Origin of the sequence: Lysinibacillus sp. NPDC097214 (assembly GCF_050277945.1) — a bacterium.
Lineage (GTDB): Bacteria > Bacillota > Bacilli > Bacillales_A > Planococcaceae > Lysinibacillus > Lysinibacillus xylanilyticus_B.
Genome location: NZ_JBNNSS010000001.1, coordinates 358,371 through 382,793, shown reverse-complemented (window position 1 = coordinate 382,793; position 24,423 = coordinate 358,371). Strand labels below are relative to the sequence as shown.

Sequence of the window (24,423 nt, the reverse complement as noted above, 5' to 3'; positions counted from 1 at the left end):
TATTGCACATCTCCTTATTTCTGAAAGCGAGGTGCTGGTCATGAGTTCATTTGATCAAACTATGAAATTTAATTTTCCAGAAGAATCAATGGAACAGGAAGTCAAGCAGGTAATGTTGAAGGTACATTCTTCATTAGAGGAAAAGGGATATAACCCTATCAATCAGATTGTCGGTTATTTACTTTCTGGTGATCCGGCGTATATTCCTCGCCATCAGGATGCTCGTAATTTAATTCGCAAGCTTGAGCGTGACGAAATTCTAGAAGAGCTTGTTAAGTTTTATATTAAAAAGAATAACGAGGACTAGAAATGAGAATTATGGGATTAGACGTTGGGTCAAAAACCGTTGGCGTTGCTGCAAGTGATGCTTTAGGGTGGACGGCTCAAGGTATTGAAACCGTAAAAATTGATGAAGCTAACGGTGAGTTCGGCATTGAGCGAATAGCCGAGCTAGTGAAGGAGTACGCTATAACAGAATTTGTTGTAGGATACCCGAAAAACATGAATAATACGGTTGGACCGCGTGGAGAGGCTTCTGAAAACTATAAAAAGCTTTTAGAAGAAACATTTTCACTACCGGTCAAACTTTGGGATGAGCGTTTAACAACGATGGCTGCTGAGCGTATGCTAATCGAAGCAGACGTGAGTCGCAAAAAACGTAAGCAAGTCATTGATAAAATGGCTGCTGTGATGATTTTACAAGGCTACTTAGATAGCAAAAATTAATTGATGAGGTGACAAGCCATGGCACAAGAGCATAACCATGAAGAAGAACTACATGTACAACACATTACAGTAATTGACGAGAACGGAAATGAACAGCTTTGTGAAGTAATTCACGTACATGAATCAGCTGAATTTGGCAAATCATACGTGTTTTACTCTATGGTAGGCGCAGAAGAAGATGAAGATGGCTCTGTAGAAATCTTCGTATCTTCATTTGTTCCATCTGAAAACGGCGAAGATGGTGAGTTAACACCAATCGAAACTGAAGCAGAGTGGGATATGGTAGAAGACGTATTAAACGCTTTAGAGGATGAAAACGAGGAATAATCGTAATCTTTAAAAGTGTGGAACAAGGATGGCAACAAGCACTCCTTGTTCCTTTTTTACTTTAGGAAGAATGAAGTTGCCCATTCCTAAAAGTTATGGATGATATTTTTAGAACGTACGCTCTGTATATTAGTTGATCTTCGTTACGACTGGGCGACTCCTTGGGGATTAGCAATAGAGGAACGAAGGCTAAAACCATCACATCCTGTGATAACGCCTTCGTGACCAACATCCTGTTGCCCCAAGCGGCTCATCGGACGCCCCCAGGAAGCTCTGCTCTGCGCGAAAGCAAAGCGTCAGCGGCAAATGTTTTATCTGTGCGAAAGCGAAGCGTCAGCAACAAAGCGACAAGCCGGAACGAAAATCAACCACACGATATGGTGATGAGCCATAAACTGTGAAGTTATGTGAGACTATGGCGAATCCAATGAATTAAAGGTGAAATTTTTGTACCACACCAAAAATGGCACATATCAGAAACATAATTTAGCTTGATTAAGGAGGAAATTAAATGAACGAAGAAACACAAGAATTTCTGATCATTGGAGAGAATGGCAAAGAGCAAAAGTGTCGTGTTGTTTTCACCTTCGATGCAGAAGAAAAATCATATGTATTGTTTTCGTTAATCGACGAAGATGGTAATGAAATTCCTGGTGACATTTCTGCTATGACATTTGATTATGATGATAACAATGGAGAAATGACAAATTTACAGCCTGTCGAAACAGAGGCAGAATGGGAAATGATTAATGAAGTAGTCCTGACACTTCTAGACGAATTTGATGAAGAGCCACAGCAATTTACAATAACAGATGAGCATGGGGCAGATCAGGTATGTGAGGTTATTCATACATTTTCATCAGAACAATTTGGAAAATCCTATGTACTTTATGTTCTGGCAACGGACGAGCCAATAGAGGAACGAGATATTTTTGCTTCTCAATACTTATCTGGAAATGATGGAACGATCGAAGATTTATTACCGATTGAAACAGATGAAGAATGGGCATTTGTTGAAGATGTATTAAATGAATTGTAATTAGAACTCTGAGTGGTAACTTGCTACTCAGAGTTTTTTTAATGATTAAATGAAGGCGTGCTTGCGGAGTATTAATAGAAAATTTCTATCTCCTATGTAAAAATATTCTATCTGTAAATAGAATTTATGTATTTTCGAGTAAATTTGATTGTTATTCGAGGGTAAATTGAATTTTTTGTGAATTATTTTATCTGAATTTTTAAATATTTATTGATGAAACGAGATATCGAACGTTGACCAATCATAAGTAAACAGATAAGATTTGTTTTACATTAAACCAAGTAAGTTGATTTACAAAGGGGGAAATCGAGAATGAGGACAATATGGGGACTACTAGTCGGTGTATTAATGGTAGGTTTGTTGGTAGGTTGCACAAACAAAGGAGAAGCGAGTAAAGATGAAACAGTAACGTTAAAAGTAGGGGCAGCCAATGTGCCACATGCGGAAGTACTAGAGTATTTAGCAAAGGATCTTGAAAAAGATGGCGTGAAATTAGACATTACCATTTTAAAAGATGCTGTTCAAACAAATCAGCAAACGGCAGATGGTGAACTAGATTTCAATTACTTTCAACACATTCCGTTTTTAGAACAAACGAATAAAGAAAGCCATTTAGATTTAGTGAGTATAAAAGGAATTCATATTGAACCATTTGGTGTGTACTCTAAAAAGATTAAAAATATAAATGATTTACCGAAAAACGCAAAAGTTTCCGTTCCGAATGATGTCGTCAATTTTTCTCGGGCTTTACTACTATTTCAGAATAATGGACTAATTGAATTGAATAAAGCAAAGGAAAATGATTATACGATCGAGGATATTACAAAAAACGAAAAAAATATTCAATTTATCGGTGTGGATTCTCAGTTATTAACTCGTTCATTAGATGATGTCGACGCTTCGGCTATTAATACGAACTATGCCTTAGAAGGGGGCTACAACCCTATGAAGGATGCTCTTATTATAGAAGGTCCAGAATCGCCATATGTCAATATTATTGCGACGACAAAAGAAAAGCAAAATAATCCAGCAATTCAAACAGTCGTTAAATGGCTGACAAGCGAAAAGGCGCGCACCTTTTTTGAAGATCAGTATAAGGGGGCTGTCGTTCCAGCATTTTAACTTAAACTAGAGGGCGTCAAAATAGCTAAGGAGGTAGACGTGAAATGATTGAATTTATCGAAACGACAAAGGAATTTCAGGTAGGAACAACCGTTGTAACGGCATTAAATCATATTAATTTAACGATTCAAAAGGGTGATGTTTTTGGTGTTATCGGCTTTAGCGGTGCTGGCAAAAGTACATTAATACGGACAGTGAACTTACTGGAGGAACCAACGTCTGGTCGCGTTCTTGTGAATGGTAAAGAGCTGACAACATTAAGTAAAAAGCAGCTTCGCGAGGAAAAGAAAAACATTGGTATGATTTTTCAACACTTCAATCTTCTCCGTTCTAAAACTGTCTTTGAAAATGTTGCGATGCCTTTAGTATTAAGTGGCGTTAAAAAATCAAAAATTGAAGGTCAAGTAAGAGAGGTTTTGGCATTTGTCGGTTTACAGGACAAAGCAGAGCGCTATATCGATGAGCTGTCAGGTGGACAAAAGCAGAGAGTGGGCATTGCTCGTGCACTTGTCACAAAGCCAACAATTCTATTGTGTGATGAGGCGACCTCTGCTCTTGACCCGCAAACGACTAAATCTATTTTGACGCTACTAAAGCGAGTCAATATCGAGTATGGCATTACTATTTTAATGATTACACATGAAATGGAAGTCATAAGGGATATTTGCAATCGTGTGGCTGTTATGGAAAGCGGAAAAGTAATTGAAACAGGCAATGTACTTGAAATTTTTTCTGCACCGCAAGAGGAGACGACTAAAAACTTTGTACAATCGGTCGTTCGAGATGAAATTCCACAATCTGTTTACGAGCAACTTAAAACGATAGATCATTCTAAAAAAATTTATAACCTGAAATTTATAGGTGTAGACGTTGGGCAACCTGTTGTCTCTCAAGTAGCAAAAAAGTTTGATGTTGATGTAAATGTACTGTTTGGCAATATTACAGAGCTACAAGGGATTCCCTTTGGTAATTTAATCGTTGAACTAGTTGGCATAGACAAAGAAATAGAAAAGGCACATCAATTTATTCGAACGAAAGATATTCAAATAGAGGAGGTTATTGCACATGAAGGTGAGCTCACAAATCATTATCGACGCAGTGCTAGACACGCTTTACATGGTTAGTATTTCGTTATTTTTTGGTGCCATTTTAGGCTTTATTTTAGGGGTTACTTTAGTTGTGACGAGAAAAGGGCATATTCTTGAAAATAAAATCATTTTCTCCATCATCAATCCTATCGTTAATACCCTGCGCTCTATTCCGTTCATTATTTTGCTTGTTGCTATCATTCCATTTACACGCTTGCTCGTTGGAACAGCGATAGGTACGACAGCTGCCATTGTGCCACTCGTCTTGCATATAGGGCCATATATATCTAGATTAATAGAAAATTCATTATTAGAAGTGGATGAGGGCATTATTGAAGCAGCGAAGGCAATGGGTGCCTCTCCACTTCAAATTATTCAAAAGTTTTTACTACCTGAAGCCTTCCCCTCTTTAATATTAAGTGTCACGACTGCAACAATTGGGCTTATTGGGGCGACTGCAATGGCCGGGGCTGTTGGGGGAGGTGGCCTTGGTGATGTAGCCATTACTTACGGCTATCAACGCTTTGACAATGTCACGATTTTAGTCACAGTGGTGATACTAGTAGTACTTGTACAAATCATTCAAAGTATTGGAAATAGTCTTGAACGAAAATTACGCAGAGTGTCATAAAGGAGAATTTTAATATGAGGAAATTTAATTATTTTTTAGGATTAATGGCATTACTATTCCTACTAGTTGCATGTGCAAAAGCAGATGAAAAAGATACTGTGAAGGTTGGTATCCGTAGCTCGGAATTGAAAACATGGGAGTATATAAAAGAACAGGCTGCTAAGGAAGATGTAAATCTCGATTTAGTGACATTCTCAGCACAATATGACCCGAACCAAGCATTGGCGGAGGGGGAGGTTGATATGAATGCGTTTCAGCATGTCGCTTACTTAAATTTATTTAATACGAATAACGAGACAGATTTACAGGCAATTGGCACAACGATCATGGCTCCAATAGGCTTATATTCTAACAAATATAAATCCTTGGATGATATGAAAGAGGGCGCCAAAATTGCTGTACCAAATGATCCTTCTAACTGGGGTAGAGCTTTACTGCTGCTACAAGAATACGGCTTGTTGACGGTTACGGATAATTTTGATGGCAACGGTGGAGAGGATCGGATTAAAGATAATCCGAAAAAATTGAACATTTTACCAGTAGATGGTGCGACGACACCGAGGGTTATGGAGGATGCCGATTTTGCGATCATTAATAATGGGGTTGCTGTCGAAGCAGGCCTTCTATTGAAAGATGCCATTATTCATGAGAATGAAACGGCGAAGCCATTTATTAATGTCATTGTGGCAAGGCCTGAAGATAAGGACAATGAGACATTGAAAAAAATTGTTGACATCTATCAGCGTGAAGAAACTGCTAATTTCATTAAAGAGGTATCTAATGGCAATTATATTCCTGTAAAAATGCCTTTAGATGAATTAGCTACATGGAAAGAATTTTATCTTCATTGACCCACACTGTATTGGCCTAATGCATTTGTTTATATGTGGATAGTGAAATTGATTCATTTTTAAGGGAGATGACGAGAAAATGACTAAGAAAAAGGAGTTAAAGCTTGCATTATATTTAATTGGGGCAGGTATGCATGTTGCGGCTTGGAAACATCCTTCAGCAAAAGTTAATGCAAGCATCGATATTAAAGCTTTGCAAAAGGTGGCACAAATTGCTGAAAAGGGTAAGTTTGATATTGCCTTTGTTGCGGATAGTTTAGCGATCAATCATGAATCACATCCACATATTTTAAATCGCTTTGATCCTCTTATACAGATTACAGCTTTGGCAGCTGCGACAACAAAAATTGGACTAGGTGCAACTGCATCAACCACATATAGTGAGCCATATGTATTAGCGCGACAGCTAATGTCCGTAGACCATATTAGTGATGGTAGAGTCGGATGGAATCTAGTGACAACAGCAGATGCCACAGGAGAGACGGCTTTAAACTTTAGCCGTGACAAGCATTGGGAGCACGATCATCGTTACGAACGGGCGGAGGAATTTATCGATGTAGTTCAGTCATTATGGGATTCATGGGAGGACGATGCTTTTGTCTATGACCGTGATAATAATATTTTTTATGATCGTAATAAAGTACATGAGACCGCTTTTAAAGGCAAATATTTATCAGTGAAAGGTCCGTTGAATATTGCACGTTCCGTTCAGGGGCAGCCTGTTATTATTCAGGCTGGTGCCTCAAAACCTGGGCAAAAATTAGCAGCACGAACAGCGGAGGTCGTTTTTGTTCATTGGGATGAAATTGAAAAGTCCAAGGAGCATTATCGCCATTTAAAGGCCCAGCTTGCTCCATTTGGACGCACCGAGGAGGAGCTTCTTGTGTTCCAAGGGATATCGCCAATTGTGGGGGATACTGAGGAAGAGGCTATCCGTAAGTATAATGAAATACAGGCGTTGATTGACCCATATGAGAGTTTAAAATTTGTTTCGGGCTATATGGGAAATGTGGATTTTACTAAATACTCGTTAGATACACCTGCAATCGAAGTGGATTTTCCTAAGGTCAACAGTATTCAAAGTCATTTCTATGAGCATTTAGAGATTATCAAAAAAGAAAATTTAAAGGTTGGCGAATTATATGCGCGCCTCTTTGGTCCTGCGAAACGCGATGCCTTTGTTGGAACACCCACACAAATTGCTGATGAGATGGAGCGTTGGATTACAGAGGAAGCGGCAGATGGCTTTATGTTACAGTTTCCATTATTGCCACGCGATTTAGAAGACTTTGTGAACAAGATTGTGCCAATCTTACAAGAGCGTGGCATTTATCGTAAAGAGTATACAGGTTCAACACTAAGGGAACATTTAGGGCTGAAAAAACCGCAAAATAGATTTACGAAAAGTAAGGTGACTCATTGATGAGTGATGTTTATATTCGTAACGATCGTGAGCAAAAGCTAGTTCAATATGCTTGTGAATTGGCACAACAAATTGACAAGACAGCTAGTAAATATGATGAGAGTGGAGAATTTCCGTTTGAGCACTTTAAAATCTTAGAGGATGCTGGCTATTTTAAATTAACAGTGCCAAAAAAATACGGCGGCGAGGAAATTTCTCTTTATGAAATGTTATTAGTACAGGAACAATTAGCTAGAGGTGATGCTTCTACTGCATTGTCTGTTGGATGGCATCTATTAACTTTTTTAAACGTTCGTGAGGCGAAGTCGTGGCCTGAACATATATTTGCGGAATTAAGTCGTAAAGCAGTTGAAGAAGGCTCTCTATTAAATATTATAAATAGCGAGCGAGGGAAGGGTAATATTTCCCGCGGAAGTTTACCTGGTACAATTGCAAAAAAAGTGCCTGGAGGCTATATCATTACAGGTGACAAGGCTTTTGCATCCTTAGCCCCAATTTTAAAACAATTTACGATTATTGCCTATATAGAAGAAGAGCATTTAACAGCTGAATTTTTAATAACTAAAAATGATCAGGTAGAGGTTATTAATACTTGGGATGCGATGGGGATGCGTGCAACAGGTAGTCATGATATTATTTTTCATAACACATTTGTACCAGAGGAAGCATTATTATACACGCATCGTCCAAATGAACTAAATCGTTTTTTAGCTGATGGTCGTGTCTATTCGTTAGAAATTCCAGCTGTTTACTTAGGAGTTGCAGGTGCTGCTAGGGATTATGCAATAGATTTTGCTAAAAATACCTATTCATACAGCTTAGAAAATACAATCGCACACGCAAGTCATGTCCAACAAAAAATTGGTGAAATAGAAATACTTTATCAAACGGCACGTCGAACATTATATAGTATCGCAGCGCAAGTAGAGCAAAATCCTGCGATAAAGGATCAACTTTCTGAAGATGTTAGTATTGCAAAGTATGTCATTAGTAACAATGCCATTGATATCGTAACAAAAGCAATGCAAGTTGTTGGTGGACGGAGTCTGTCTAAAACTAGTAAATTACAGCGACTATTTCGAGATGTTCAATGTAGCCGTTTTAATCCTCCAGCAGATGATGTAGTTATAACACAGCTTGCAAAGGGATTATTAGTCAATGTCAAACAAGAAGCTTTCCAATTATAGGTGTCATTCCATCTTGAAATTTTCCAACCGTTATTGTGTTGAAAATAATATTGAATCTGCTAACAATATAGTTGGCAGATTTTTGTTTATCTCCATGAAGGGGCTTCCCATCCCAATAATCAAAACGACCCCATTATAATCTATCTAGTTTTCTCTAGTATGTTATTAATGACTTAAAACTATTTTTGATTCAGTTTTTTGACTAATTCTAGGAAATCAACTCTAATTTATTATAGTCATTCTATTGTCGCAAGCTATTTTTAACTTCTTTCAGCGGCTGTCCAAACACCCGCTGAAATAAATGAACTCAGTCTAAGAACGCCACGTCCTGTGGCAACGACTGAGTGACCAACATCACGTTGGCCCAAAGCCTCCGGCGGATGTCACGGAATCGGAAAGGAGTTCTTAAAAAGGATGTTAGCCTAAAACCATCGCATCCATGCGATAACGGCTAACTGACCTGCATCGGTAAAAACGCCACGTCCTGTGGCATTACCGAAATGACCGACATCGTGTCGGCCCTCGTGCAGGCCTAAGCACAAAGTCGATTCCGGACACAATTATGCCGAGGCATAATTGATGTGTGCTATTTCTACTGAATTTTCTATTTCTGTTTGTCGTGAAAGTTGATTTCTAGTATGATAATGGAGTGATAGGGGGGAAACCCGTGAATAACGGTTCAAAAAAACAAGAAATGTTTTCAAAAATGCAAGAAAGAAAATCCGAGGTAAAAATTGTGAGAAAAATCGTTGCTATTGTTGCAATTGCTTTGGTCCTAATAATAGGGATAGTCGGTTTAATTGGCTATAATTATGTGAAGAGTGCATTAAAGCCAGTAGATCCAGATGCGACTAAAACAATAGCAGTTGAAGTACCAATTGGTTCAGGTTTAAGCTCTATTTCGACTCTACTAGAGGAAAAAGGGTTAATTAAGGATGCTCGTGTTTTTAAATACTATGCTAAATTTAAAAATGAATCCCAGTTCCAAGCAGGAACATATGATTTAACACAGTCAATGACTTTAGATGAACTAATCAAAAGTTTAAAAACCGGAAAGGTCTACCGTACGCCAGTCTTTACAATGACCATTCCTGAAGGCTTAACACTTGAACAAATCGGTAATATTATGGAAAAGAAAACACCGTATACTCAAAAGGAATTTATGGACTTAGTAACAAGCGATACATTTGTTCAACAAATGAAGGCTAAATATCCTGAGCTTGTGACGGATGCGGTTTTAGCCGATAATGTTCGTTATGATTTAGAGGGCTATTTATTCCCTGCAACGTATTCTTATTTTGAAGAAAAACCAACATTGGAATCGATTGTAGACGAAATGGTAGGGGCAATGGATAAGGTTGTGAAAAATTACAGCGATGTTCTTACTGAAAAGCAAATGTCAGTACATCAATTATTAACATTTGCTTCATTATTGGAAGAAGAAGCTACTGCCCAAACAGATCGAGAAACAATTGCGAGCGTATTCTATAACCGTATCAATCGAGGGATGCCGCTACAAACAGATCCAACTGTTTTATATGCACTAGGATCTCATAAAGATCGTGTACTTTATAAAGATTTAGAAGTAGATAATGCCTATAATACCTACAAAAATAAAGGCTTACCACCAGGTCCTATTGCGGGTGCTGGAAAAACTTCAATTGAAGCAGTGCTTAATCCAAGTAAAACAGAATATCTCTTCTTCTTAGCGGATAAACAGGGTGTCAATCACTTCTCGAAAACATATGAAGAACATTTGCAGAAAGAACAAGAATATTTGCGTAAGGCAGAGTAATTTCTGTTAACTTTTTTCAGCAATGTTTTTATAGTACCGAAAGCAAAGCGACAGGTATAGAAGAGTTACTTTTCAGCAGGTGTCCATACATCTGCTGAAAACACAATTATGCCGAGGCATAATTGATATTATTAAAAAATAAATAGCAATAATGTGGATAGAAGGAAAGAAAAATAGCTTTCCTTCTATTTTCGTGCTATTATAAATTGTGATTTTTAATCTATCCGCATGGGAAAAATTCAATCAGTCCGTTAATGCGGAATAATATACGTGGTGGCAATTGTTTAAAGCTTATAAAAACAATTGCTCATTTTTGTATGACGAAGTACCAAGACATCACGTTTGGTCTTTTTCTTTTTGTTGCTAAATGATGAAGTACAGACAACGAGGATTGCTCGTTGCCTATTAACTTCTTTCTGCTGGTGTACAAACATCCATTGAAAGAAGTTAAAGCCTCTGGCGGATGTCATGAAAATCGGAAAAAACCATCGCATTCATGCGATAAGGCTAACTGACCTGCATCGGTAAAAACGCCACGTCCTGTAGCATTACCGAAATGACCGACATCGTGTCGGCCTCAGGCCTAAGCACAAAGCCGATTCCAGACGCAATTATGCCGAGGCATAATTGATATGAGGGTGAACTTAAAAATGGAATTATCAGATGCATATATTCAATCATTTATTCAACCACGTAATGAATTGCTTTTAGAAATGGAAGCATTTGCGGAGGAGAATCATGTACCGATTATGCAGCTTGCTGGTATTGATGCACTAAATCAACTGTTACGTATTCAAAATCCGTCGAAAATTTTAGAGATTGGTACAGCAATTGGTTATTCTGCAATAAGAATGGCAGACGCTTTACCAAATGTGCATATCGTTACAATTGAGCGTGATACAGAGCGTGTTGCGAGAGCAAAGGCGTATATTGAACGTTCTACAGTTTCAGATCGTATTACGGTCATTGAAGGTGACGCCTTAGAGGTGAACGATGAAGCAATTCATACGACCTTCGATGCAGTTTTTATCGATGCTGCAAAGGGACAATATCAACGCTTTTTTGAAAAGTATGCGCCTCTTGTAAAATCTGGCGGTGTTCTATATATCGATAATATGTATATGCATGGCTTATCAGATTTGGATTTAAAAGATGTACCGCGTCGCAAGCGTACAATGATTCGCAATTTAAAAAACTTCACCGATTGGATTATGCACCACCCTGATTATACTAGTGCATTTTTACCGGTCGGTGATGGTTTATTACTATGTTTGAAGAGGTGACTATTATGAAAAAACCTGAATTGCTTGTTACACCGCAATCAGTGGACCATGTAAAAGCACTTTTACAGGCTGGAGCAGATGCTTTTGTCATTGGTGAACAACAATTTGGCCTTCGTCTAGCAGGAGAATTTTCTGTTAGTGAAGTGGAAGAAGCTACAAAGTTGATTCATGCAGCAGGTAAAAAGGTTTATGTTGCAGTAAATGCGCTATTCCATAATGAAAAATTGGATGCGCTTGCCGAATATTTAAAAGAAATGCAACGTATTGGTGTTGACCGTTTAATTTATGGTGATCCAGCAGTATTAATCATCCGTCGTGATCAGGGTGTTACAATACCGCTACACTGGAATCCAGAAACGACTGCAACAAACTGGTTTACGGCAAATTATTGGGGAAAACGCGGAGCAACTCGCGCAGTACTTTCACGTGAACTTTCTTTAGATGAAGTGCTAGAAATTAAAGAAAATGTAGAAGTAGAGATTGAGGTTCAAGTACATGGAATGACATGTATGTTCCAATCAAAACGTCCATTACTAGGCCATTATTTCTTATATCAAGATAAAGTAATGGAAATTGAAAATCGTAAGGAAAATCGCAATATGTTCATTCATGATGATGAACGTAATAATAAATATCCAATTTATGAGGATGCTAACGGTACGCATATTTTCAGTCCGAACGATATGTGCATTATTGATGAGCTTGGCGAATTATTCGAAGGTGGCATGGATGCATTAAAAATTGAAGGTGTTCTTCAAACACCAGAATATGTAGTCACAGTAACAGAAGCTTATCGTCAAGCAATTGACACATATTTTGACGAATCAGAAGATGCGTATGAAGATATTAAAGATGATTTATTAGCTAAAATTGAAGAAATTCAGCCTGCCATCAGACCTCTTGATACTGGCTTTATCTTCAAGGAAACAGTTTACTAGGAGGTGGCAAGAACATGGCATTAGTATTAGAACAAAATGACAAAATTCGTGAGATTGTAGACGGAAAACGTGTCATTACAAAAAAACCAGAGCTACTTGCCCCTGCAGGTAGTTTAGAAAAATTAAAAGTAGCAGTTCATTATGGAGCGGATGCAGTATTTATCGGTGGACAAGAGTTCGGTTTACGTTCAAACGCAGATAACTTCTCAATTGAAGAAATGCGCGAAGGTGTTGAATTCGCCAATAAATATGGTGCGAAAATCTATGTTACTACAAATATTTTCGCCCATAATGAAAATATGGACGGCTTAGAGCAGTATTTAAAAGATATTGAATCTGCAGGTGTTACAGGCATTATTGTAGCGGATCCACTTATCATTGAAACATGCCGTACAGCTGCACCAAAGCTTGAAATTCATCTTTCTACACAGCAATCTTTATCAAACTGGAAGGCAGTCCAGTATTGGAAAGAAGAAGGCTTACATCGTGTAGTATTAGCACGTGAAGTAGGCGGCGAAGAGATGAAGCTGATGAAGGAAAAAGTCGATATTGAAATTGAGGCATTCGTTCATGGAGCGATGTGTATCGCCTATTCTGGTCGCTGTGTACTTTCAAATCATATGACTGCCCGTGACTCTAACCGTGGTGGTTGCTGTCAATCTTGTCGCTGGGACTATGATTTATATGAGCTAGAGGATGGCGAAGAAAAGGCACTTTTCGATGAGAATCACGCACCTTTTGCGATGAGTCCGAAAGACTTAAAGCTGATTGAAGCAATTCCACATATGATTGAGCTTGGTATTGATTCATTAAAAGTAGAAGGTCGCATGAAATCAATTCACTATGTTGCTACAGTTGTTTCAGTGTACCGCAAAGTGATTGACGCTTATTGTGCGGACCCTGACAATTTTAAAATTAAACGTGAATGGCTTGAGGAATTAGACAAATGTGCTAACCGTGATACTGCAGAAGCATTCTTCCACGATGCCCCTGGTCACGAAGAGCAAATGTTTGGTGTTCATGGCCGTAAAACGACTTATGAGTTTGCTGGTTTAATTTTAGAGCATGACCCAGAAACGAAAATGGTAACAATGCAACAACGTAACTATTTTAAACCTGGCGATGAGGTAGAGTTCTTTGGACCAGAAATCGAAAATTTCCGTATTACAATGGGTGAAATTTGGGATGAAGATGGCAATAGCTTAGACGCTGCTCGTCATCCACTACAAATTGTTAAATTTAAATGCGACACACCATTAAAACCACATAACATGATGCGAAAGGAGAATAATTAATGGCAGCGAAGCGTCCAGTCGTCATAGGAATCGCTGGTGGCTCATGCTCAGGAAAAACGAGTGTGACCCGTGCTATTTATGATGTTTTCCGTGATCATTCAGTAGTTGTAATTGAACAAGATTTTTATTATAAAGATCAAAGTCATTTAACGTTTGAGGAGCGTTTAGGTACAAACTATGACCATCCGTTAGCGTTTGATAATGATTTGTTAATTGAGCATATAAAAAAATTATTGGTCCGTCAGCCAATCGAAAAGCCTGTGTATGATTATGTGCAGCATACTAGAGCAAAAGAAGTTATTCAGGTAGAGCCTGTAGATGTTATAATACTAGAAGGTATTTTAGTGTTAGAAGATGCAGATTTACGTGATTTAATGGACATTAAATTATTTGTAGATACGGACTCAGATTTACGTATTATTCGTCGTATAATGCGTGATATAAAAGAGCGTGGACGTACAACAGATTCTGTAATCGAGCAATATTTATCGGCAGTGCGTCCAATGCACAATTTATTTATTGAGCCGACGAAACGTTATGCTGATATTATTATTCCTGAAGGCGGGGATAATGAGGTTGCGATTGATTTATTGGTAACTAAGATTAAAACTATCCTTGAAACCGACAACGTATTGTAATAAGATAGAGTGGTATTGACAATATTTACATGCATATCTGTACATATTTCAGAAAGGCATGCATACTATTAGGTCAAAGAGTAATTTGAAACCGTTTAAAAATAATAAAATTCGATTAAGTGAATCCTACTAGGCACTTAATCGAGTTTTATGTTTTTATATTGACGAAAACAAGGAGTGAAGAACTTTGGCAAACGAAAAACAGTACCCAATGACAGCTGAAGGTAAAAGAAAATTAGAAGAAGAATTAGTGAAATTAGAAACAGAAACACGTAAGGAAATCGTAGAACGTATTAAAATCGCTCGTGATTTCGGGGATCTTTCTGAAAATGCTGAGTATGATTCTGCAAAAGAAGAGCAAGCCTTTCTGGAAGGTCGAATTTCTACATTAAAATCAATGATTCGTAACGCAGTTATTATTTCTGAGGACGAATCAGACAACAGTGTAGTATCATTAGGGAAAACGGTTACATTTGTGGAAATTATTAATGGAAAACCAACAACAGATCAGGAATCGTACACAATTGTTGGTTCGGCTGAGGCAGATCCCATGGAATTCCGTATTTCAAATGAATCACCAATTGCTAAAGGCTTGCTAGGTCGTGCTGAAGGCGAAGAGGTTGTCGTACAAACACCTGGTGGTGAAATGAAAGTAAAAATTATTTCAATAAAATAATTTTTTGTACAAGCAGTTAGCTTATCTTTGTAAAAGAGAGCTAGCTGCTTTTATCTTCATTTAGCAGAATGTAAGTTGTAACGACAGCAATGCCAAGGAGAAATTGATTCTTGAATCTATTGTAAATTTTTACATAAATGATAAAAAATGGTTAGTCACAGGAAGTTGTGGATGACATTTGCTAAAACGTATACTATGTAAATAGGTTGATTGGAGTGGAGGCTGGGCGACTCCTTGGGGATTAGCAATAGAGGAACGAAGGCTAAAACCATCACATCCTGTGATAACGCCTTCGTGACCAACATCGTGTTGGCCCGAGACCCTGGAGCGAGCATCGCGAGTGAAGCGGCTCATCGGACGCCCCCAGGAAAGCGCCCAGTCGGAGCGGAAATCAACCACACGTTTTGGTGATGATCCAAAAATCCATTGGAAAATACGTCGAGATATCTTTATTTTTCTCTATGAAAAAATATATGAGCACAATTATTTTGCAAGTGCTGTTGAACTTGATAAAATATTGGCTAGAGAGGGGGAGACTTCATGAGTGAACGACAAACTCGAAGCAGTCGTCATTTGCAGCCATCTCAAAATAAAAAGCTAGATAAACTATTGAATGTTTTAATTGGTATTGTCGTGATACTGATTATTATAGTAGCCACATTTGTGTTTAAATGGCAGGATGATGCAGGGGAAACTGAGAAAGACGAGCCCATACAGGAGCAGAAGAACGATAAAGAAGACGTGAAGGAAGAGCCTTCTAAAGAGAAAAATAATGATGGAACAGCTCAAAAGGAAACAGAGGAAGAGCCTACAGATGAAACTCAAACATCTGAACAGGATGCTACTATTGAAACCACGTCAGACAACCCAATTGTTGATAAGGTCGTAACAAATAAAAGTTGGAAGCCTACACCTACAACACAAACAGGTCAGCATGTATCTTCTTACGATGATAAATCTGTAGACTGGGCTGAAAAGGTGGCCGCAGTTACAACCGCTACAGGTATCGAAAAGGACAACATGATTATCTGGCGTTTACAAAATAATGGTGGCGCTAATTCGGCTATTGCAACAGTTTCAACGAATGATAAGACACAAATGTACCGTGTCAGCATGGAATGGGTCGACAACGAAGGCTGGTTACCGGTGAAACTTGAGCAACTAAATACATTAAATGGCGCCTATTGACGAAAGTAACTCGTTTTATTATTTTTAACTTATATCAGCCGATGTACAAACATCCGCTGATATAGAGGAACTCAGTCTAAGAACGCCACGTCCTGTGGCAATTTATCTGCGCGACAGCGGCAATTATGCCGAGGCATAATTGATTTGAAGTGAATAAAGAAGGGAAGTAACGTAGACATGAAAATTGCAGTAATCGGCGCAATGGAAGAGGAAGTAGAGCTTTTACGAGCATCTATAGAGCAGGCAAAAAGCACAACAATTGCAGGTAGTGAATATACAACAGGAACTTACAAAGGGAACGAGGTAGTTTTGTTAAAAAGTGGTATTGGTAAAGTAAATGCTGCAATGTCAACTACTATTCTATTACATGAATTCAAGCCTGATGTAGTCATTAATACGGGCTCTGCCGGAGGCTATGATGAAAAGCTTGAAGTAGGCGCAATCGTTATTTCAGATGAAGTCCGTCATCATGATGTAGATGTAACAATTTTCGGTTATGAAATGGGTCAAATGGCAGGCATGCCAGCAGCTTATAAATCAGATGAAAAGCTTATGAAAGTGGCTGAAGAGGCAGTAGAGGCTGTTGGAGAGCACCAATATGGTATTGGTTTAATTTGCTCAGGTGATGCTTTTATGAATGATCCTGTTCGTGTAGAAGCTGTTCGTCGTCACTTCCCGCAAATGAAGGCAGTAGAGATGGAAGCAGCAGCTGTTGCACAAGTATGCTATCAATTTGGTACTCCGTTTGTTGTTATTCGTGCTTTATCAGATATTGCTGGAAAAGAATCGAATATTAGCTTCGATGAGTTTTTACCAGTCGCTGCAAAGCATTCAACACAAATAGTACTTAAAGCTATCGAATCGTTATAAAGTCTATAATCAGCAGGGCTTTATTTATCCCGCTGATTATTAGTTATCACCAATCCGCGGGATAAACTACACAAAAAAGTCAAAATGAGTGCCTTTTAGTGTGAGAAAAATCACAGTTTAAAAGTCGCACGAATGCTAAACTGTTGTTAATTAAATCTCTTCATATTCAGATGGGAGGCAGGCATAATGCTATTTTTAACAGCAGGTGTAGTCATTTTAACGATGTTACTCGGTACACTTATTTCAGTAGAACTTTCAGAATCTGTTGAAATTCATTAAGAGAAAAGCTCTCTTGCGACATTTAATGACGCAAGGGGGCTTTCTTTATAGTTTAGCTTCTTTCAGCACATGTTTTCGTAGCGAAAGTGAAACGTCAGCTACAAATGTTTTCGTAGCTAAAGCAAAGCATCCTCTTCAGCAGGCGGGTGTCCATACACCCGCTGAAATAGAGGAACTCTGGCTAAGACTTCACATCCTGTGAAAACGCCTGAGTGACCAACATCGGTGTTGCTGTCGCTACGCTTTCGCGCAAAAAACATCTGTGCTGCTGTCGCTACGCTTTCGCGCAAAAAACATCTGTGCTGCTGTCGCTACGCTTTCGCGCAAAAAACATCTGCTACTGCCGCTACGTTAGCACTGAGCTTTCGCACAGAAAAACAATGTTGCCCCGATGCTCCTAGGAGAAGACCTAGTCGGATCGGAAATCAACTCACGATATAGTGATGAGCCAAAGTATTACCTTTGTAACAAAAAATACAAGATTAATTGCAGAATAATGTAATGGGTTTGTTGAAATTTTATAATTATCAATTTACAATATATTACTCAATAATCTTTTGATCTCGTTTATATAACTGATAGAGTTTAATAAGTGCTCGCTTTTCAATGCGAGATACATAACTACGAGAAATATTTAAACGTGCAGCAATTTCCTTTTGTGTGAGTGCATCCTGCTGGTTAAGACCATAGCGAAGTGTAACGATTTCGAGCTCACGTTCGTCGAGCATATACAAATAATGATACAGTTGTGCAACATGCTCTTTATGTTCAAGTTTTTCTGTTGCACTCTCTTCATCGCATTGTAAGAGATCTCGGATTTGTAGGGCATTACCATCTTTATCTGTACCAATTGGCTCAAATAAGGAAACATCTTTTTGCACTTTTTTCTGTGTACGTAAATGCATTAAAATTTCATTTTCGATACAGCGGGCGGCATAAGTAGCAAGCCGAGTTTTTTTGTCAGGCGTATAACTTTCTACGGCTTTCATCAGACCAATAGTACCGATGGAAATATAATCATCAAGTTGCTCATGCTTTGGGTGGAATTTTTTCACAACGTGTGCGACAAGTCTCATATTGCGTTCGATTAGGTCAAGTCGCGCTTGCTCATCACCGCCTAAAAATCGTTCAATACAAGCAGCTTCCTCTTCTTTTGAAAAGGGTTTATGGAAAGTTTGCCCCTTTAAATAGCCAAGTAATGCTGGGATCTCAAGCCATAACTGCAACATAGATGTAAAAATTCCGCTCATTGAATGATTTCATCCTTTCCCCATTTTTCGACAGTATATGTTATAAAACTGTGTTAAATGAAAAAAAAGTGCAACAGCAAATGCGCTGTTACACTTTTTTTAACGTGATTGTACTAATCATTAGTAATGCTAGTATTGGGAAAAGGAAAAGATAAAATACTGGGTGGAACGTATTAGATGCGAAATACGTTAAAGTTAAGACCGTACCTGCCGCTGTAATTGGTAACCCTGTAAAATAGCCGTTTGCTTCTGTAATATTGAAGCGAGCTAATCGCATCGCACCGCAGATGATATACAATACTGTCATTGTCATGCCGACAAAACCAAAGTCGACTAAGACAACTTTATACATTAATAATGCAGGCGCCACACCAAATGATATAATATCACTCATAGAATCTAATTGTTTACCTAAATCAGACACTTGTCCAAGTGCTCTAGCTACCTTCCCGTCATAGCGATCAAGAAGAGCTGCGATAAAGATAAACAAGACACTGTAGCTATAGTATTCATGTAGTGTAGCCATTATGGCTGCGCCGCCGAAAGACATATTACTGATTGTGATAAAATTTGCTGCTTGCGATTTCATTTTCTTAACCGTGGTATCCACCAACTTGTGATAAAAAAACAAGGGGGATCACTCCTTTGCACTTAAGATATTGTACCATTATACTTCGAATGCGAAAAAATTGACAGTCTAAATTAATCGATAGGGGTTTTGTTTTATGAAAGAAAAAATATATCAACGCTTGATTGAATTAACAAATGGTAAGCAATCCTCCCAGCTTCTGCAATCTATTGCAAAAGCAAAGTGGAGTAAACGTATTATTCCTAGTTACATGAAGGTATACGACATTAAGCTTGAAGAGGTTTCAAAACAACAACAACATTTTTCAAGTTTACATGATTTTTTTACAAGAGAGCTTTTAGAAGATGCACGGCCAATTGAGCAAAATCCCACTACCTTTGCAAGTCCGGTGGATGCGAAGGTTGAATCATTTGGACGTATCGAATGGGATATGACGTTTCTTGTAAAGGGTAAGCCTTATGCATTACAAGATCTACTTGGCAATACAGAGCGTGCTTCACAATATGCAGATGGACATTTTATCGTGTTTTACTTGAGTCCTGCAGATTATCACCGTATTCATAGCCCGATTGATGGGCAAGTGCTAAGGCAATATACACTTGGTCAAAAATCCTATCCCGTTAATCAGGCCGGTCTTACATACGGTAAAAAACCAATTTCACACAATTACCGTTCAGTAACGGAGCTGAAAGTCACTAATAATCAGCAGGTAGCGTTTATTAAAGTGGGTGCTACCTTTGTAAATTCTATCGTACTTACTAATACAACAACGCAGTGGCGTAAGGGTGAAGAAGTCGGATATTTTTCATTCGGCTCAACAGTAGTTATGCTGTTTGAAAAGGATGCAATAGAATTTACGGAAAATGTTGTACAAGGAAGCCCAATTCAAGTGGGTGAAGCCTTCGCAAATATGCTATAATGGTCGAATAATACGTTTAGATTAGGGGTCGCTATTTTGTATAATTTTTTATTACCAGATGAATTTGTCACGAGTATTTATGAAATTACACCGGAAAAGCTTCAAGACTTAGGTATTAAAGGGATAATTACGGATTTAGATAATACGCTTGTGGAATGGGACCGTGCTGATGCAACGGAAGAGCTTATTATTTGGCTTCGCATTATGAAAGAATCTGGCATTCGTGTTATTATTGCGTCGAATAATAAAGAAGCACGTGTTAAACAGTTTGCTGAGCCATTAGGTATTCCTTATATTCATAAGGCGAGAAAGCCACTTCGTAATGCCTTTTATAGTGCCATTATTCAATTGGGGCTACGACCTCAGGAAGTAGTAATGGTAGGAGACCAATTACTAACAGATGTAATGGGCGCAAATCGTCTAGGCTTGCATACGGTACTAGTAAAACCGGTTGCACAATCAGATGGGCTCGTAACAAAATTCAATCGATTTATTGAACGCCGTGTGTTCAATAATTTAAAACGAAAAGGAATCAGTACTTGGGAGGAAAAAGAATGAACGAAATGCCAAATTGTATTGGCTGTGGTACAACAATTCAAACAGAAGAAAAAACAGCAGTTGGGTATGCACCCCCATCATCATTAGAAAAAGACGTGGTCATTTGCCAACGTTGCTTCCGTTTGAAAAATTATAATGAAATTCAACCAGTGTCATTAACAGATGACGACTTTTTACGTATATTAAACGGTCTTGGAACTCAGCAAGGCTTAATCGTAAAAATTGTTGATATATTTGACTTCAATGGGAGCTGGCTACCAGGACTTCACCGCTTCGTTGGTAAAAATCCTGTGTTATTAATCGCCAATAAAGCCGATCTATTACCGAAATCTGTGAAACCGAAAAAAGTGATTAATTGGCTAAAACGCGAAGCAAAGGCTCTAGGTCTACAACCTGTCGATGTACTTTTAGTGAGTGCTCATAAAGGGATAGGGATGGCTGAAGCGATGGAAGCCATTGATGAGTATCGTAATGGACAAAATGTTTACGTTGTAGGCTGTACAAATGTTGGGAAATCCACGTTCATTAATCGCATTATCAAGCAGGCAACTGGTGAGGGTGAAGTTATTACGACTTCTCATTTCCCAGGTACCACTTTAGATATGATTGAAATTCCACTAGATGATGGTAGTGCATTATATGATACACCAGGAATTATTAATCATCATCAGATGGCACACCATATTGACGCTAGCGAATTAAAATATATTATGCCTAAAAAAGAAATAAAGCCAAAAGTGTATCAACAAAATGCAGGACAAACTTTATTTATCGGTGCCCTTGCCCGTTTTGACTTTATTCAAGGAGATCGTTCGGCATTTACGGTTCACGTGGCAAATGACTTACCAATCCACCGTACAAAGCTTGAGAAGGCAGATACATTGTATGCAGAGCATAAGGGTGAATTACTGGCACCACCAACTGCCGAATTTATAGAACAGCTACCGCCATTAGTGCGTCATGAGTTTTCGATTAAAGAAGCGAAAACAGATGTTGTATTCTCGGGTCTTGGATGGATTACTGTGCAGCATGCTGATGTAGTTGTAGCAGCTTATGCGCCAAAAGGTGTACAAGTTTCAATTCGCCCATCACTAATTTAGGCTGTACAAGTAGAGAAGAGGGACTAGGAAATGAAGAAATGGTTTGCAGTTATTGGTGATCCGATTGAGCATTCAAAATCCCCAGCAATGCATAATGCTTGGTTCGAGGACCTGTCGATAGATGCGGCGTATATTCCAGTGCATGTATCTTCTGAAAATTTGGAGTCAGCGGTTGCTGGTCTAAAAACATTAGGTGCAAGTGGTTGGAACATTACAATTCCACATAAAACAGCAATCATTCCTTATTTAGATGAGCTAGATGAGTTGGCAGAAAAAATGGGAGCTGTCAATACGGTTGTCCGAACAAAAGAAGGAAAATTCAAGGGATACAATACTGACGGTGTTGGTTTTGTGCGCTCGCTAGAGGAAGCGGTTGGTAAGTCACATAAAGACAAACCAGTTCTTCTGATTGGTGCAGGCGGTGCAGCTCGTGGTATTGCTTTTGCTATGCAGCAGCAAGGCTATACGAATTTAACCATTGCCAATCGCACAGTGGCAAATGCAAAGGCAATTGTCGATGAAATGGGTATAGGTAATGCTATTTCTTTAGCAGAGGCTGAAGAATCACTAGCTGATTTCGGCATTTTAGTGCAAATGACATCGGCTGGGCTTGCTACGGGCAATTTTTCAATGCCATTTTCACTAGAACGACTTGTAGAAGGCGCAATTGTGGCCGATATTGTGTATAATCCATTAATGACGCCTTTTTTAAAAGCGGCTGAGGAAAAGGGAGCAACCGTCGTTACGGGTCTTGGAATGTTTGTTCATCAAGGGGCTATTGCTTTTGAGCATTGGCTTGATGAATACCCGAATACAAATTCAATGATTGCCCAACTAAAGGTGCAATTAGGAGGATATTAATTTTTATGTTAACAGGTAAACAAAAACGTTTTTTACGTGCAGAAGCACATCATTTAACACCAATTTTCCAAGTAGGAAAAGCAGGCGTTAATGACGAAATGACAAAGCAAATTCGTGAAGCATTAGAAGTAAGAGAGTTGATTAAGGTACGTATTTTAGATAACTGTGAAGAGGACAAGCATGAAGTGGCAGAAGCACTTGCTAAAGGTGCTCATGCAGAGCTTGTACAATTAATTGGACTTACAGTTGTTTTATATAAAGAATCACGCAATCAAAAAAAGATTGCATTACCAAAAGCATCGAAATAAGGTGAGACGATGAAAAAGGTCGGTTTACTGGGAGGTACATTTAATCCACCACATAATGGACATTTAATGATGGCTAATGAAGTACTTCATGCTTTAGATCTTGATGAAGTTCGTTTTATGCCCAATGCGTTACCACCACATAAGTTTGCACGTCATGATGCTAGTGATGTGGAGCGCCTTGAAATGGTAAGGCGTGCAATAAGTCCATATCCGTATTTTTCTGTGGAGTCGTATGAGGTGGATAAGGGTGGCGTATCCTATTCATATAAGACACTTTCTGCGATGTGTATAAGAGAGCCTAATGTGAAATTTTACTTTATCATTGGCGGCGACATGATTGATTCGCTTCATACATGGTACTGTATTGATGAATTAGTGAAGCTTGTGCAATTTGTAGGAGTAAAGCGTCCAGGAACAGAGGCCACAACAGAGTATCCTATAATAATGGTGGAAGCTCCCCAAATCGATTTATCGTCCACACTGCTTCGTGAACGCCTTGCCACTGGAGGAACGGTTACTTTTTTACTGCCAGAAGCGGTAGAGACGTTCATACGAGAGGAAGGTCTTTATGGAACGCGAACAGTACTTAGCGGCGATTAAGCCACGCATGCCTGAGAAGCGCTATATTCATACCATTGGTGTAATGGAAACGGCCACCCGGCTAGCAAAATTTTATGGTGAGGATGAAAAGAAGGCTGAGATAGCAGCTATCCTTCATGATATTGCGAAATATGCAGATATTGAATGGATGGAGCAAATCGTCCTAGATGAAAAATTAGATGCTCGCCTTCTTGGCTGGGGTAGTGAATTACTACATGGTCCAGTAGGTGCTTATATTGCAGAAAGCGAATTTGGCATTATCGATGAGGATATGTTAAATGCTATTCGTTTTCATACAACAGGACGCGTGGGCATGAGCCGTTTAGAAAAAATTATTTTTGTTGCAGATATGATTGAACCCAATCGTAAATTTGATGGTGTTGATCGTCTGCGAAAAAAAGCAAAGAAAAATTTGGATAAAGTGATGAGCGCTTGTGTACGCCATACATTGGCATTTTTAATCGACACAAAACAACCCATTTATCCATTATCAATAGAATGTTACAACGATATGATGAAAAGAGAGGACAGTGAAGGATGACTTCAACTTTATTACAATCAGCTTACAAAGCAATTGACGACAAACATGGTGAGGATATTGTCGTTTTAAATATGGAAGGCATTTCACTTTTAGCAGATTACTTTATTATTACTCATGGTAATTCTGATCGCCAAGTGCAAGCAATCGCACGTGAACTACAAGAGGTAGCAGTAAAAGAGGGCTATGAAATTCGTCGTGTAGAAGGCTTCGATGGAGCACGCTGGGTTCTTGTGGATCTTGGAGATGTTGTAGCACATGTATTCCATAAAGATGAACGTGCTTATTATAATTTAGAACGTCTATGGGGCGATGCACCGCAACTAGACATGCCAGAGGCTTAA

At 38.7% G+C, this 24,423-nt stretch carries 28 protein-coding genes; 26 read left to right on the top strand and 2 right to left on the bottom strand.

Annotated elements, in window-relative coordinates; all coding sequences use genetic code 11:
* The first annotated feature begins 40 nt into the window (after window positions 1-40).
* The 18 genes from ACQKMI_RS01910 to mtnN all read left to right on the top strand — a co-directional run bounded on the left by ACQKMI_RS01910 (window position 41) and on the right by mtnN (window position 17,077).
* Window positions 41-307, top strand: a complete 267-nt coding sequence (locus ACQKMI_RS01910) for an IreB family regulatory phosphoprotein (protein ID WP_004226839.1) — start codon at window positions 41-43, stop codon at window positions 305-307.
* 2 nt (window positions 308-309) lie between these two features.
* Window positions 310-726: a Holliday junction resolvase RuvX gene (gene ruvX / locus ACQKMI_RS01905; RefSeq protein WP_079562849.1), complete on the top strand. Its 417-nt coding sequence runs from the start codon at window positions 310-312 to the stop codon at window positions 724-726.
* 18 nt (window positions 727-744) lie between these two features.
* A complete protein-coding gene (locus ACQKMI_RS01900) occupies window positions 745-1,053 on the top strand; it encodes a DUF1292 domain-containing protein (RefSeq protein ID WP_049667728.1) in 309 nt (102 codons plus the stop codon).
* A 511-nt stretch (window positions 1,054-1,564) separates the two neighbouring features.
* Window positions 1,565-2,092 (top strand): DUF1292 domain-containing protein, encoded by a 528-nt coding sequence (locus ACQKMI_RS01895; RefSeq protein ID WP_427486945.1) that lies wholly within the window; start codon window positions 1,565-1,567, stop codon window positions 2,090-2,092.
* Window positions 2,093-2,404: 312 nt separating this feature from the next.
* Window positions 2,405-3,214, top strand: a complete 810-nt coding sequence (locus ACQKMI_RS01890) for a MetQ/NlpA family ABC transporter substrate-binding protein (RefSeq protein WP_427486944.1) — start codon at window positions 2,405-2,407, stop codon at window positions 3,212-3,214.
* A 44-nt stretch (window positions 3,215-3,258) separates the two neighbouring features.
* Complete coding sequence (locus ACQKMI_RS01885) at window positions 3,259-4,338, top strand: methionine ABC transporter ATP-binding protein (RefSeq protein WP_427486943.1); 1,080 nt, start codon at window positions 3,259-3,261, stop codon at window positions 4,336-4,338.
* Window positions 4,280-4,933, top strand: a complete 654-nt coding sequence (locus tag ACQKMI_RS01880) for a methionine ABC transporter permease (protein WP_323647464.1) — start codon at window positions 4,280-4,282, stop codon at window positions 4,931-4,933. Before ACQKMI_RS01885 ends, ACQKMI_RS01880 begins: the two co-directional genes overlap by 59 nt.
* Window positions 4,934-4,947: 14 nt before the next feature.
* Window positions 4,948-5,784: a MetQ/NlpA family ABC transporter substrate-binding protein gene (locus ACQKMI_RS01875; protein ID WP_427486941.1), complete on the top strand. Its 837-nt coding sequence runs from the start codon at window positions 4,948-4,950 to the stop codon at window positions 5,782-5,784.
* Between the two features lie 79 nt (window positions 5,785-5,863).
* On the top strand, window positions 5,864-7,207 hold the full coding sequence (locus tag ACQKMI_RS01870; RefSeq protein ID WP_427486939.1) for an LLM class flavin-dependent oxidoreductase: 1,344 nt from the start codon (window positions 5,864-5,866) through the stop codon (window positions 7,205-7,207).
* The gene (locus tag ACQKMI_RS01865; protein ID WP_427486937.1) at window positions 7,207-8,394 is read left to right on the top strand and encodes an acyl-CoA dehydrogenase family protein; all 1,188 of its coding nucleotides are present in this window, start codon (window positions 7,207-7,209) and stop codon (window positions 8,392-8,394) included. Before ACQKMI_RS01870 ends, ACQKMI_RS01865 begins: the two co-directional genes overlap by 1 nt.
* Window positions 8,395-9,061: 667 nt before the next feature.
* Window positions 9,062-10,189: an endolytic transglycosylase MltG gene (gene mltG, locus ACQKMI_RS01860; protein ID WP_427486936.1), complete on the top strand. Its 1,128-nt coding sequence runs from the start codon at window positions 9,062-9,064 to the stop codon at window positions 10,187-10,189.
* Between the two features lie 650 nt (window positions 10,190-10,839).
* Window positions 10,840-11,472 carry an O-methyltransferase gene (locus ACQKMI_RS01855; RefSeq protein ID WP_323647455.1) on the top strand — a complete coding sequence of 211 codons (633 nt, stop codon included), beginning with the start codon at window positions 10,840-10,842 and terminating at the stop codon, window positions 11,470-11,472.
* A gap of 5 nt (window positions 11,473-11,477) precedes the next feature.
* Entirely contained in the window at window positions 11,478-12,410 is a 933-nt protein-coding gene (locus ACQKMI_RS01850; protein ID WP_427486934.1) for a peptidase U32 family protein, read from the top strand.
* A gap of 14 nt (window positions 12,411-12,424) precedes the next feature.
* On the top strand, window positions 12,425-13,705 hold the full coding sequence (locus ACQKMI_RS01845; RefSeq protein ID WP_427486932.1) for a peptidase U32 family protein: 1,281 nt from the start codon (window positions 12,425-12,427) through the stop codon (window positions 13,703-13,705).
* Window positions 13,705-14,343: a uridine kinase gene (gene udk / locus ACQKMI_RS01840; RefSeq protein ID WP_427486930.1), complete on the top strand. Its 639-nt coding sequence runs from the start codon at window positions 13,705-13,707 to the stop codon at window positions 14,341-14,343. The genes ACQKMI_RS01845 and udk overlap by 1 nt, the downstream gene beginning before the upstream one ends.
* Before the next feature lie 187 nt (window positions 14,344-14,530).
* On the top strand, window positions 14,531-15,019 hold the full coding sequence (gene greA, locus ACQKMI_RS01835; RefSeq protein WP_427416982.1) for a transcription elongation factor GreA: 489 nt from the start codon (window positions 14,531-14,533) through the stop codon (window positions 15,017-15,019).
* Between the two features lie 540 nt (window positions 15,020-15,559).
* The gene (locus ACQKMI_RS01830) at window positions 15,560-16,207 is read left to right on the top strand and encodes a YrrS family protein (RefSeq protein WP_427486929.1); all 648 of its coding nucleotides are present in this window, start codon (window positions 15,560-15,562) and stop codon (window positions 16,205-16,207) included.
* Between the two features lie 177 nt (window positions 16,208-16,384).
* Complete coding sequence (gene mtnN / locus ACQKMI_RS01825) at window positions 16,385-17,077, top strand: 5'-methylthioadenosine/S-adenosylhomocysteine nucleosidase (RefSeq protein WP_427486927.1); 693 nt, start codon at window positions 16,385-16,387, stop codon at window positions 17,075-17,077.
* An 821-nt stretch (window positions 17,078-17,898) separates the two neighbouring features.
* Here the strand turns inward: mtnN and sigK are convergent.
* Window positions 17,899-18,606, bottom strand: a complete 708-nt coding sequence (sigK, locus tag ACQKMI_RS01820) for an RNA polymerase sporulation sigma factor SigK (RefSeq protein WP_323647445.1) — start codon at window positions 18,604-18,606, stop codon at window positions 17,899-17,901.
* Between the two features lie 88 nt (window positions 18,607-18,694).
* Window positions 18,695-19,195, bottom strand: a complete 501-nt coding sequence (gene pssA, locus ACQKMI_RS01815) for a CDP-diacylglycerol--serine O-phosphatidyltransferase (protein WP_323647695.1) — start codon at window positions 19,193-19,195, stop codon at window positions 18,695-18,697.
* Between the two features lie 136 nt (window positions 19,196-19,331).
* Here pssA and ACQKMI_RS01810 point away from each other — a divergent pair, with 136 nt between their 5' ends.
* Genes ACQKMI_RS01810 through rsfS form a run of 8 tightly spaced genes read left to right on the top strand, consistent with a single transcriptional unit; the run spans window position 19,332 to window position 24,423 of the window.
* Window positions 19,332-20,114: a phosphatidylserine decarboxylase gene (locus tag ACQKMI_RS01810; RefSeq protein ID WP_323647443.1), complete on the top strand. Its 783-nt coding sequence runs from the start codon at window positions 19,332-19,334 to the stop codon at window positions 20,112-20,114.
* A gap of 36 nt (window positions 20,115-20,150) precedes the next feature.
* Window positions 20,151-20,672, top strand: coding sequence for a YqeG family HAD IIIA-type phosphatase (locus ACQKMI_RS01805; protein WP_323647442.1), 522 nt, complete (start codon window positions 20,151-20,153; stop codon window positions 20,670-20,672).
* Entirely contained in the window at window positions 20,669-21,772 is a 1,104-nt protein-coding gene (yqeH, locus tag ACQKMI_RS01800; protein ID WP_427486926.1) for a ribosome biogenesis GTPase YqeH, read from the top strand. Before ACQKMI_RS01805 ends, yqeH begins: the two co-directional genes overlap by 4 nt.
* Before the next feature lie 30 nt (window positions 21,773-21,802).
* Complete coding sequence (aroE, locus tag ACQKMI_RS01795; RefSeq protein ID WP_427486925.1) at window positions 21,803-22,633, top strand: shikimate dehydrogenase; 831 nt, start codon at window positions 21,803-21,805, stop codon at window positions 22,631-22,633.
* Between the two features lie 5 nt (window positions 22,634-22,638).
* A complete protein-coding gene (yhbY, locus tag ACQKMI_RS01790) occupies window positions 22,639-22,941 on the top strand; it encodes a ribosome assembly RNA-binding protein YhbY (RefSeq protein ID WP_323647438.1) in 303 nt (100 codons plus the stop codon).
* 9 nt (window positions 22,942-22,950) lie between these two features.
* Window positions 22,951-23,541: a nicotinate-nucleotide adenylyltransferase gene (locus ACQKMI_RS01785; RefSeq protein ID WP_323647437.1), complete on the top strand. Its 591-nt coding sequence runs from the start codon at window positions 22,951-22,953 to the stop codon at window positions 23,539-23,541.
* Window positions 23,510-24,082, top strand: a complete 573-nt coding sequence (gene yqeK, locus ACQKMI_RS01780; RefSeq protein ID WP_427486924.1) for a bis(5'-nucleosyl)-tetraphosphatase (symmetrical) YqeK — start codon at window positions 23,510-23,512, stop codon at window positions 24,080-24,082. The genes ACQKMI_RS01785 and yqeK overlap by 32 nt, the downstream gene beginning before the upstream one ends.
* Complete coding sequence (gene rsfS, locus ACQKMI_RS01775) at window positions 24,079-24,423, top strand: ribosome silencing factor (RefSeq protein WP_197144980.1); 345 nt, start codon at window positions 24,079-24,081, stop codon at window positions 24,421-24,423. Before yqeK ends, rsfS begins: the two co-directional genes overlap by 4 nt.

Coding starts and splice junctions, on each gene's coding strand:
- ACQKMI_RS01910 (WP_004226839.1), top strand. CDS start 41: ATGAGTTCATTTGATCAAACTATGAAATTTAATTTTCCAGAAGAATCA.
- ruvX (WP_079562849.1), top strand. CDS start 310: ATGAGAATTATGGGATTAGACGTTGGGTCAAAAACCGTTGGCGTTGCT.
- ACQKMI_RS01900 (WP_049667728.1), top strand. CDS start 745: ATGGCACAAGAGCATAACCATGAAGAAGAACTACATGTACAACACATT.
- ACQKMI_RS01895 (WP_427486945.1), top strand. CDS start 1,565: ATGAACGAAGAAACACAAGAATTTCTGATCATTGGAGAGAATGGCAAA.
- ACQKMI_RS01890 (WP_427486944.1), top strand. CDS start 2,405: ATGAGGACAATATGGGGACTACTAGTCGGTGTATTAATGGTAGGTTTG.
- ACQKMI_RS01885 (WP_427486943.1), top strand. CDS start 3,259: ATGATTGAATTTATCGAAACGACAAAGGAATTTCAGGTAGGAACAACC.
- ACQKMI_RS01880 (WP_323647464.1), top strand. CDS start 4,280: ATGAAGGTGAGCTCACAAATCATTATCGACGCAGTGCTAGACACGCTT.
- ACQKMI_RS01875 (WP_427486941.1), top strand. CDS start 4,948: ATGAGGAAATTTAATTATTTTTTAGGATTAATGGCATTACTATTCCTA.
- ACQKMI_RS01870 (WP_427486939.1), top strand. CDS start 5,864: ATGACTAAGAAAAAGGAGTTAAAGCTTGCATTATATTTAATTGGGGCA.
- ACQKMI_RS01865 (WP_427486937.1), top strand. CDS start 7,207: ATGAGTGATGTTTATATTCGTAACGATCGTGAGCAAAAGCTAGTTCAA.
- ACQKMI_RS01855 (WP_323647455.1), top strand. CDS start 10,840: ATGGAATTATCAGATGCATATATTCAATCATTTATTCAACCACGTAAT.
- ACQKMI_RS01850 (WP_427486934.1), top strand. CDS start 11,478: ATGAAAAAACCTGAATTGCTTGTTACACCGCAATCAGTGGACCATGTA.
- ACQKMI_RS01845 (WP_427486932.1), top strand. CDS start 12,425: ATGGCATTAGTATTAGAACAAAATGACAAAATTCGTGAGATTGTAGAC.
- udk (WP_427486930.1), top strand. CDS start 13,705: ATGGCAGCGAAGCGTCCAGTCGTCATAGGAATCGCTGGTGGCTCATGC.
- ACQKMI_RS01830 (WP_427486929.1), top strand. CDS start 15,560: ATGAGTGAACGACAAACTCGAAGCAGTCGTCATTTGCAGCCATCTCAA.
- mtnN (WP_427486927.1), top strand. CDS start 16,385: ATGAAAATTGCAGTAATCGGCGCAATGGAAGAGGAAGTAGAGCTTTTA.
- sigK (WP_323647445.1), bottom strand. CDS start 18,606: ATGAGCGGAATTTTTACATCTATGTTGCAGTTATGGCTTGAGATCCCA.
- pssA (WP_323647695.1), bottom strand. CDS start 19,195: ATGAAATCGCAAGCAGCAAATTTTATCACAATCAGTAATATGTCTTTC.
- ACQKMI_RS01810 (WP_323647443.1), top strand. CDS start 19,332: ATGAAAGAAAAAATATATCAACGCTTGATTGAATTAACAAATGGTAAG.
- yqeH (WP_427486926.1), top strand. CDS start 20,669: ATGAACGAAATGCCAAATTGTATTGGCTGTGGTACAACAATTCAAACA.
- aroE (WP_427486925.1), top strand. CDS start 21,803: ATGAAGAAATGGTTTGCAGTTATTGGTGATCCGATTGAGCATTCAAAA.
- yhbY (WP_323647438.1), top strand. CDS start 22,639: ATGTTAACAGGTAAACAAAAACGTTTTTTACGTGCAGAAGCACATCAT.
- ACQKMI_RS01785 (WP_323647437.1), top strand. CDS start 22,951: ATGAAAAAGGTCGGTTTACTGGGAGGTACATTTAATCCACCACATAAT.
- yqeK (WP_427486924.1), top strand. CDS start 23,510: ATGGAACGCGAACAGTACTTAGCGGCGATTAAGCCACGCATGCCTGAG.
- rsfS (WP_197144980.1), top strand. CDS start 24,079: ATGACTTCAACTTTATTACAATCAGCTTACAAAGCAATTGACGACAAA.